Here is an 8,514-nt window from a genome sequence, read left to right as displayed (position 1 = left end):
TGCCCGGTGCTGGAAGGTTAAGAGGAGGGGTGCAAGCTCCGAATTGAAGCCCCAGTAAACGGCGGCCGTAACTATAACGGTCCTAAGGTAGCGAAATTCCTTGTCGGGTAAGTTCCGACCTGCACGAATGGCGTAACGACTTCCCCACTGTCTCCAGTACATGCTCAGCGAAATTGAATTCTCCGTGAAGATGCGGAGTACCCGCGGTTAGACGGAAAGACCCCGTGCACCTTTACTGCAGCTTCAGAGTGGCATTGGAAAATAACTGTGTAGCATAGGTGGGAGGCTATGAAGCGACGGCGCCAGCTGTCGTGGAGCCAAAGGTGAAATACCACCCTGTTGTTTTCTAATGTCTAACCACGCACCGTTAGCCGGTGCTGGGACCCTCTGTGGCGGGTAGTTTGACTGGGGCGGTCGCCTCCTAAAGAGTAACGGAGGCGCGCGATGGTGGGCTCAGGACGGTCGGAAACCGTCTGTTAGAGTGCAATGGCATAAGCCCGCCTGACTGCGAGACTGACAAGTCGAGCAGAGACGAAAGTCGGTCATAGTGATCCGGTGGTCCCTCGTGGAAGGGCCATCGCTCAAAGGATAAAAGGTACGCCGGGGATAACAGGCTGATCCTGACCAAGAGTCCACATCGACGTCAGGGTTTGGCACCTCGATGTCGGCTCATCGCATCCTGGGGCTGGAGCAGGTCCCAAGGGTTTGGCTGTTCGCCAATTAAAGCGGTACGTGAGCTGGGTTTAGAACGTCGCGAGACAGTTCGGTCCCTATCCGTTGTGGGCGCAGGAAATTTGAGGGGATGTATCCCTAGTACGAGAGGACCGGGATGCACTGACCTCTGGTGTACCAGTTGTCGCGCCAGCGGCAGCGCTGGGTAGCTATGTCGGGAAAGGATAACCGCTGAAAGCATATAAGCGGGAAGCCCACCCCAAGATGAGATTTCCCTGAAGACCCGTGGGAGATTACCACGTTGATAGGCGGGATGTGTAAGAACTGTGAGGTTCTCAGCTGACCCGTACTAATCGGTCGTTTGGCTTGACCATAGTGCCTTGAATTGATGCTGTCTGTCTTTTGAGCTGCGCAGATAACCCGTATTTCAGTACTGTACAAAATATAAAGTTTTCCGGTGATCGTACCGAGGAGGAAACACCCGTTCCCATTCCGAACACGGCAGTTAAGCTCCTTCGGGCCGATGATACTTCGTGGGCAACTGCGTGGGAAAGTAGGTCGTCGCCGGGATTTATGAAAGGCCCTCGGAGAGATTCCGAGGGCCTTTTTCTTTTTACCGCCTCTCCCACGAGGATCCAGCTACATGCGGGCTCCTCACGGCATTACTGCTTTCGATCCTGCCCCCCGATCACCTCCGACCCGGCCAGGCTACGGCGCCTTCTGATCGAAATGGCGCATGCGCTCTTTCTGTCTGAGAACCTCCTGTAGCGGCTGATTCTCCATCCATCGCATCCAGCGTTCGGAACGACGAACCAGCTCCCGATCGCGCTGGCGAATCCCCCTCGTTGCGTACCGGATCTGATCCGCGGCCGCCCGCGCTGCGAAGCGGGCTCCCTGGCGGCGAAAAAAGTGTAGGTTCCAGTAAACCAGTCCGAGCGCGAGCAGATGAGCGTGCCGGAGAAGGGTCCGAACCGGGTACCATCGGAACAGAATCTTCAACCGGTTGCGGTTCGAATGGTATTGCTGGAAGAGGTTCGCGTCCTCGACCGATCGTCTCAGGGACTGCTTTCCAGCATGATGCACGACTGCATCCGGAACGTATGCGATCCGGTGGTTCCGGAGGCGCAAGCGGATCGTAAGATCGAGTTCTTCGCCGTACATGAAGATGTCCGGATCGAAAAGATCCTCCCCGTCCACCGCAGTGCGGCGGATCAGTGTCGCACACGCGGTCAGTCCTGGGACCTCGGCCTCCGAGTCGAATTGGCCGACGTCCGGCTCCAGGTGGCCCCTTCCCCAGTAGTTCCCGAGCTGGTTGAACACGGCGCCTGCCTGATCAATGACCGGTTCTGCGCCAGACACGTAAATCTTTCCCTGGGCAGAGGCAATCTCATCGTTCGCCGCCATCACGTCGCAGAGGATTCGGATCCAGTCAACATCGGCGCGCGCATCGCTGTTGAGCAGGGCGATGAAATCACCGCGCGCCTGCCGGAACCCCGCGTTGCAACCTCCGGTGAATCCGAGGTTCTCCTCCAGCTCGATCACCACGATCGTGGGAAAGTTGCGCTCGAGGTATGGGATCGTTCCATCTGTCGAGGCGTTGTCGACCACGATGATCTCATCAACTGGCTGCGACTGACTCATCAGGGACTCGATCGCCTGACCAACGAATTCGCGGCCGTTGAAGTTCACGACGATAGCAGAGACTTTCGGAATCATGGAAGATACGGACGATTTCCAGTTGCCGGGTCACTCATTCGCGCCACGATCCTGTTTGCCGAAAGCTTCCTCGAAGTCCCGGCTGAACCTACCGGCTCCTTCGTACCATCCTTACTCCTCGCAGCCTCGGAGACGGCTTCGACCTCGATCTCGGTGATCCAGGGGGCGGCAAAGGGGATGCGCTTCACTCCTGCTCCTCGACGCAGAGGAGATAGCCACCGGGAGCAGATGTGATCAGGAGCTTCTCCGGATAGAGCGGGTCCACCTCAAATCGGGGAGTTTCGCCGAGGAACTGCTGAACCGCTGTGTAAGGGTTGTTACCTCGGGACCACGGGCGGTCCGGAAAAGCGTCCTCCGGCATCATCTCGACGATGGTGTCGAGGACGATGAGATAACTCCCACGGGTGACGAACCGCGAATATACCCTCAGCTCCTCGAGAACGTGTTCATGCGTGTGATTGGAATCGAGAATCACCAGAACCGGCCCCTCCCCCCCGACCAACCGGGAGACCTCTCTCACGACATTGGCGTCGAGCGAGGATCCTTCCACCAGTTCGACGCGGTGCCCCAGGGGATGTGCGTCCAAAGCGAGCCGGTTGTGCTCCCGCAGTTCGACTTCGATCCCGATCACCCGACCTTTCCCGATCAGCTCCAGGATAGACGCGTGGAACACGAGCGAGCCGCCGTGGGCGACGCCGGTCTCGATGATGAATGCGGGCTGCACGTTCCAGACGATCTCCTGAATGGCGATCAGATCCTGCGGGAACTGAATCACGGGGCGTCCGAGCCACTTGAAGTTGTAGACGTACTTGTAAGGCGCAGTCCGATTGATGAACTGGGCGGCGATATCTCGCACCTCCTGGCTGGAAGCCATTTCGTGAATCCTCTGGGGATCGAGCGGGTCTTCGATAGACAAAGGACCTCCCTTGATTACTCCGGGGGAAACTGGCCAGCGAGCTCCGAAGGCACGAGAGGGGGTAACGCGTGATCCGCCGCCGAGATCGTGCGTGCGTCGATCCGGGGCCAGGCGACTCCCTGGGCTGGATCGTCCCACCGAAAACCTCTGGCCGATTCCGGATGGTGGAACTGACTCATCTGATAAAACAGTTCGGTATCGTCTTCCAGTGTCTGGAAACCGTGAGCGAACCGTTCGGTAACGTACATCGCGACCCCTTTGACCGCGCTCAATTCGACCCCGTAGCAGCGAAGAAACCTGGCGATTCAGCCCCGAGATCGACGATGACGTCGAAGGCACGACCCGCAGTGCATCGTATCAGTTTCGATCGTCGGTCTCGAGCCATCGTGAGGGGGTGAAGAGATGTTAACCTACGCATCTGGTCTGATGGTTCATGAGAGGGTCCGATGAAGGTCGTCATTCTCGCAGGTGGATACGGAACACGTCTATCGGAAGAGACGGAGGTGACTCCGAAGCCGATGATCCGAATTGGTGGACTTCCTGTGCTCTGGCACATCATGAAACTGTATTCCTATCACGGTTTCACCGAGTTTGTGATCTGCCTCGGGTACAAGGGCTACGTCATCAAGGAGTACTTTGCGAACTATTTACTGCACATGTCCGACGTGACCCTCGATCTGACGAAGAACGACATGATCGTCCATCACCAGAAGGTAGAACCATGGAAAATCGCGTTGGTGGATACGGGTTCGGACACGATGACTGGCGGGCGACTGGCCCGAGTCCGCAGTTACCTGGACAACGGCAGCTTCTGTCTCACGTATGGCGACGGTGTCGCCGACATCGACCTCTCCGCGCTGGTGGACTTTCACCGCCAGATGGGAGCAAAGGCGACGGTCACAGCGGTTCGACCGCCGGGCCGCTTTGGAACTCTGAAGCTTGACGGCGATCGTGCGACTGCTTTTCTCGAGAAACCGCAGACGGACGAAGGTTGGATCAGCGGCGGATTCTTTGTTCTCGAACCATCCGTGTTCGAGTTGATCAGCGGAGATGCAGTCATGTGGGAACGGGAGCCGCTGGAGAGCTTGGCCAGAGAGGGCGAGCTCAGTGTCTATCGGCATCAGGGATTTTGGCAGCCGATGGACACATTGCGCGAAAAGCGTCTGCTCGAGCAGATGTGGAAAGAAGATAGAGCGCCCTGGAAGGTGTGGACGTGAGGGAGGGCTTCTGGTCAGGAAAGAGGGTCCTGATCACGGGACACAGCGGTTTCAAAGGTAGCTGGCTCTCGATCTGGCTGTCCCGTCTGGGAGCCGATGTCACCGGTTATGCGCTCGAACCTCCCTCACAGCCGAGCCTGTTCGAGGAAGCCCGGGTGTCGAACATCATGAATTCGGTAATCGGAGATGTTCGAAATCTCGAGGAGCTGAGGAAGCAGCTCAACTCTTCGCGACCCGAGATTGTCTTTCATCTCGCTGCGCAGTCGATCGTTCGTAGGTCTTATGACGCACCTGTTCTGACGTTCACGACGAACGTGATGGGTACCGCTCACGTGTTGGAAGCAGCTCGGGAAACTCCTGGGGTGAGGGTTATTCTCGTGGTCACGAGCGACAAGGTCTACGAGAATCGGAACTGGCTGTGGGGATACCGCGAGGACGATGTCCTGGGTGGGCACGATCCCTATTCCTCCAGTAAGGCATGTGCGGAGTTGGTTGTCTCCGCCTACAGGCGATCGTTTTACCACCAGCAGGGAGCCGCGAGAGTGGCAACAGCGCGTGCCGGCAATGTGATCGGAGGAGGTGACTGGGCGGAGGATCGTCTAGTGCCTGACCTGGCGAGATCGCTGAAACAAAGAGACCTGGTCCGCCTGAGAAATCCATTTTCCATCCGACCGTGGCAACATGTTCTCGATCCTCTGCATGGTTACCTCCTCCTTGCTGAGGCGCTGTATGAAGGGCACTCTGATCTTCCGAGCGAGTGGAATTTCGGACCTGATTCGGAGTCCCATACTTCGGTTGTACTTCTCGCCCGCCAGTTCATGAAACATTGGGGTATCGACGAAGTGGAGCACGACGAGGGAGAGCATCCTGCAGAAGCTTCCACATTACGGCTCGACAGCTCCAGGGCACGGAATTACCTCGGGTGGCGTCCGCACCTGAATTTGGAGCGGACGATCGAATGCGTCGCAGAGTGGTACCGGAGCTTCCACTCGGGAATGCCCGCCTACGATCTGGTGTCGAGCGACATTCAGCGATTCGAGGAAGAGTGTTCATGCTGAACTGCAGATTCTGTGCGGCGAGGCTGACTACCGTCTTTGTGGACCTCGGCTCTTCGCCTCTCTCGAACGCATTCCTCGAAGAGTCGATGCTGGGGCAAGCCGAGTCGCACTTTCCACTCGTGGCATACGTCTGCGATCACTGTCTACTGGTTCAGTTGCCGGAGGCGGTGTCACCGGTTGAGATCTTCAGCGACTACGCCTACTACTCCTCCTATTCCGACACCTGGCTTGATCATGCGAAGGTTTTTGCGGAGGAATCGATCGAGAAATTCGGTCTTGGACCCCAGAGTCAGGTCATCGAAATCGCCAGCAATGACGGCTACCTGCTGAGAAATTTCGTCGCAAAAGGCATTCCGGTGGTCGGCATCGAGCCGGCCGCGAACGTCGCGGAAGCGGCCAGAGCTCAAGGCGTCCCGACGATCGAGGTATTCTTCGGGAGCAAGGTGGCCTCTGAGTTGGCAGAAAAGTGGGGGGCAGCCGATCTCGTAGTTGGAAACAATGTTCTCGCCCATGTTCCTGCTCTCAATGATTTCGTTGAGGGTTTGAGGGAGATTCTTAAACCGCAGGGCATCCTGGTGATGGAGTTTCCTCATCTCCTGTCGCTGATTCGCATGAACCAGTTCGATACTATCTATCATGAGCATTTCTCTTACTTCTCCTTTCTTGTGGTGGAACAGGTCTTTGCAGCTCATGGTCTCGAAGTCTTCGACGTGGACCGGATCTCAACTCATGGCGGCTCGCTGAGAGTGTTCTGCGTGAGGAGCGATAGTTCGGTCGAGATCCGTGACTCTGTAATGATGCTGAAGAACGAAGAGCTGACCGCCGGGCTTGGTGTTGTCGAGGGATACTCAGACTTCGGGATTCGCGTCAGAGCACTCAAGCGCCGACTACTGAGCGAATTGATCAGGATCAAGGAGTCCGGTTCATCAATTGTGGGGTATGGCGCTCCCGCAAAGGCGAACACTCTCCTGAATTATTGCGGAATACGCACTGATTTCATTGACTTCACAGTGGACCGGAATCCTCACAAACAGGGGCGATACCTTCCGGGAAGTCGGATTCCGGTCGAGCATCCGGACAGAATCCGCGAGACCAGGCCGGGGTATCTTCTGATTCTTCCGTGGAATCTCAAGGACGAGATCATGGAGCAGATGTCATTCATTCGCGAGTGGGGAGGGAAGTTCATTCTGCCGATTCCCGAAGTAGAGGTGCTGGAGTGAAGCTCATCGAAACCGAGGTCCCGGGACTTTATGTCATCGAGCTCGATATCAAACAGCAGGACGAGCGGGGTTTCTTCGCGCGGACCTGGAGCAGGAGGGAGTTAGAGGACCGTGGTATCGAAGCCGAAATCCAGCAGTGCTCGATTTCCTTCAACGAGAAGCGAGGTACGTTACGAGGAATGCACTATCAGGATGAGCCATACGGGGAAACCAAAGTCGTCCGATGTACGGCAGGGAGGATCTTTGATGTGGCACTCGATCTGAGACCTTCCTCTTCTACATTCAGGCAGTGGTATGGGCGAGAGCTGAGTCAGGAGAATCGACAGATGTTGCTGGTTCCGCCGGGCGTGGCCCATGGCTTTCAGACCCTCGAAGATGCTTCTGAAGTGTTCTATCAGATCTCCCAGAACTTCGTTCCAGAAGCGGCGAAAGGGGTCCGCTGGAACGATCCGGCGTTCGATATTGAATGGCCTGAAGCGGAGAAGAGGATTATTTCGCCGCGCGATCAGTCTTTCGAGGATTTCGTCGGATGAGAGCGCTGGTCACCGGTGCAAATGGTTTCATCGGACGTTGGACGCTCGATCTGCTCAAGAGCCGAGGAGCGGAAGTGCATGCGGTGACAACGCGCTCCGGAGCATTCGACGCCGACGTGGAATGGCACCAGGTCGACCTTTTGTGCCAAGCCGATCGGATCGCTCTTCTGGAACGAACCAAGCCGACGCATCTTCTCCACCTCGCTTGGTATACGACGCATGATCTGTACTGGACTTCGCCGGAGAACCTGAAATGGTTGAGTTGTAGCATCGAATTGGCCGAGGAGTTTGCGTCTGTGGGAGGGGAGCGAATAGTCGTGGCCGGAACGTGTGCCGAATATGACTGGAGCTCCGGGATCTGCCACGAATATCGAACTCCAATGGCGCCGAACTCGTTTTACGGTAGTTGCAAACTGGGCCTCTATCACGTGCTCGACGGTTTGATGACGATCAGAGGCATGAGCTGGGCGTGGCCCAGAATGTTTCATCTCTATGGCCCTGGCGAGCATCCCGACCGCCTCGTCGCCTCAGTTCTCAGAAGTCTTCTCTCAGCCGAGATTGTTCAATGTTCCCACGGTAGACAGGTCCGAGACTATCTCTACGTAAAAGATTGCGCCGAGGCGCTTGTAGAAATACTCTGTTCAACAGTTGAAGGTCCCATCAACGTGGGTTCTGGGATTCCTCTGACGATCAGAGAGCTCGTGAGGACGATCGCCAATAAGATCGATCCAACAGCTCGACTTGAATTTGCGAAAGATCCGGAGACTCCGACGAGCGCCTCAATTGTTGTTCCCGATATAGCGAGGTTGCGTAATGAAGTAGGGTGGAAACCCAGCCGAAGCCTCAGTCTCGGTCTGAGTGAAACAGCTGAATGGTGGGGCCGGATGAGTGATCGATTTTAGTTCGACAGAACTGCCGTACGAAGGCTCGACCGGGGATCACATCCGCCCTGCTTGCATGGCTGTTCGAGACGCGGGATCGAAACAGAGGGTTATTGGATGCAATCCGTATTTTTGCGGGGAGTGCGGTAAGATTCGTTCAGCATTTCCAGACGCTTCCGTGACAATCATTGTCGAGCGAGCAGTCGCTCCAGAGGAGACGACCGAACACCGGCGACACTTGAGACTGTGGGAGCTGGTAGCGTACGGAACTGGGGAGTGGCTAGCATTTGGAGGAGGCCGG

The 8,514-nt window shown here is 56.5% G+C and carries 8 protein-coding genes, 2 rRNA genes and 1 pseudogene; 7 read left to right on the top strand and 4 right to left on the bottom strand.

From position 1 onward, the window contains the following. Together KY459_14085 and rrf are read left to right on the top strand one after the other, a co-directional pair. Positions 1–1,046: ribosomal RNA gene (locus KY459_14085) — 23S ribosomal RNA — on the top strand; the annotation flags it as partial. Between the two features lie 79 nt (positions 1,047–1,125). After that, positions 1,126–1,242, top strand: a 5S ribosomal RNA gene (gene rrf / locus KY459_14080). A 138-nt stretch (positions 1,243–1,380) separates the two neighbouring features. On the opposite strand, the gene KY459_14075 is transcribed toward rrf, so the two are convergent. The 4 genes and pseudogenes from KY459_14075 to KY459_14060 form a co-directional block, all read right to left on the bottom strand. Continuing rightward, a complete protein-coding gene (locus KY459_14075) occupies positions 1,381–2,388 on the bottom strand; it encodes a glycosyltransferase family 2 protein (protein MBW3565838.1) in 1,008 nt (335 codons plus the stop codon). Further along, positions 2,385–2,576 carry a hypothetical protein gene (locus KY459_14070; GenBank protein MBW3565837.1) on the bottom strand — a complete coding sequence of 64 codons (192 nt, stop codon included), beginning with the start codon at positions 2,574–2,576 and terminating at the stop codon, positions 2,385–2,387. The genes KY459_14075 and KY459_14070 overlap by 4 nt, the downstream gene beginning before the upstream one ends. Further along, positions 2,573–3,262 (bottom strand): cephalosporin hydroxylase family protein, encoded by a 690-nt coding sequence (locus tag KY459_14065; protein ID MBW3565836.1) that lies wholly within the window; start codon positions 3,260–3,262, stop codon positions 2,573–2,575. The genes KY459_14070 and KY459_14065 overlap by 4 nt, the downstream gene beginning before the upstream one ends. 56 nt (positions 3,263–3,318) lie before the next feature. Then, a pseudogene (locus KY459_14060) lies at positions 3,319–3,863 on the bottom strand (dTDP-4-dehydrorhamnose 3,5-epimerase). On the opposite strand from KY459_14060, the gene rfbF reads away from it, so the two are divergent. From rfbF to KY459_14035, 5 genes are read left to right on the top strand one after another with little or no spacing between them, the layout of a single operon-like run. After that, a complete protein-coding gene (gene rfbF / locus KY459_14055; GenBank protein ID MBW3565835.1) occupies positions 3,751–4,521 on the top strand; it encodes a glucose-1-phosphate cytidylyltransferase in 771 nt (256 codons plus the stop codon). The pseudogene KY459_14060 and the gene rfbF overlap by 113 nt on opposite strands. Beyond that, entirely contained in the window at positions 4,518–5,579 is a 1,062-nt protein-coding gene (gene rfbG / locus KY459_14050; protein MBW3565834.1) for a CDP-glucose 4,6-dehydratase, read from the top strand. The genes rfbF and rfbG overlap by 4 nt, the downstream gene beginning before the upstream one ends. Continuing rightward, positions 5,573–6,799 carry a class I SAM-dependent methyltransferase gene (locus KY459_14045; GenBank protein ID MBW3565833.1) on the top strand — a complete coding sequence of 409 codons (1,227 nt, stop codon included), beginning with the start codon at positions 5,573–5,575 and terminating at the stop codon, positions 6,797–6,799. The genes rfbG and KY459_14045 overlap by 7 nt, the downstream gene beginning before the upstream one ends. Next, positions 6,796–7,332 carry a dTDP-4-dehydrorhamnose 3,5-epimerase gene (gene rfbC / locus KY459_14040; protein ID MBW3565832.1) on the top strand — a complete coding sequence of 179 codons (537 nt, stop codon included), beginning with the start codon at positions 6,796–6,798 and terminating at the stop codon, positions 7,330–7,332. Before KY459_14045 ends, rfbC begins: the two co-directional genes overlap by 4 nt. Next, complete coding sequence (locus tag KY459_14035; protein MBW3565831.1) at positions 7,329–8,234, top strand: NAD(P)-dependent oxidoreductase; 906 nt, start codon at positions 7,329–7,331, stop codon at positions 8,232–8,234. The genes rfbC and KY459_14035 overlap by 4 nt, the downstream gene beginning before the upstream one ends. Positions 8,235–8,514: the final 280 nt, after the last annotated feature.

This window comes from Acidobacteriota bacterium (assembly GCA_019347945.1).
In the GTDB taxonomy this organism is placed as follows: Bacteria; Acidobacteriota; Thermoanaerobaculia; order Gp7-AA8; family JAHWKK01; genus JAHWKK01.
The sequence above is the reverse complement of the archived record's forward strand: the minus strand, read 5'-3'. Positions and strand labels throughout refer to the sequence as shown.